The sequence below is a fragment of the Streptomyces sp. AC627_RSS907 genome, assembly GCF_019049165.1.
Map to the genome: position 1 here is coordinate 1 of NZ_JAGMUE010001568.1, position 543 is coordinate 543.

General features: G+C 65.9%; 1 pseudogene. It reads left to right on the forward strand.

Features of this window, described 5'->3' with window-relative positions:
- Nucleotides 1–326 precede the first annotated feature (326 nt).
- Nucleotides 327–543, forward strand: a pseudogene (locus KUM32_RS43035) (two-component sensor histidine kinase); the annotation flags it as partial.

The following is a 543-nucleotide window of genomic DNA, read 5'->3' on the forward strand; positions in this document are numbered from 1 at the left end:
ACCAGACTTTCACCGATCGAATCGAGCTCCTCGTGGTACGCGTCCCGCATCACTTACCTTCTCTCGCTGGGGGTCCCGTAGGGCTGTCAGCCCCACGCTCCCACGGTGTGGCCGAAACGAGTCTGGTTCCGGCCCGCCAAGTAAACCCATCACGACCTAACGGTGAACTCTCGGCAACCCTCGTGGTCCGAGCGGTGTCGTACGTCCCGACCTGAAGCCTCGATAGTGAACCGGTCACGTCCTCGTGGTGAACTATCGGCAACGTCTCACCTGGTCGACCCCCATTCGGCTGTGGAGGGGGCCGAACAGGCGCCTAACCTGGAGCCATGAACGTGGACGCGGCAATCGCCGCTGTGGCAGCGATCGCCGGGCTCTGCACCGGCGTCATCGCCATGCTGGCGTTCCGCTGGAGCGAGCGCGACCAGGCGAAGCCCACGCGCTCCTCACTCCATACCGACGCCGCGCTGCCGCCCGGTGTCGACACCGTGCTCTCCGTGCTGCGGTCCTCCGCGGTCGTCCTCGACGAGGAGGACGCGGTGGTCA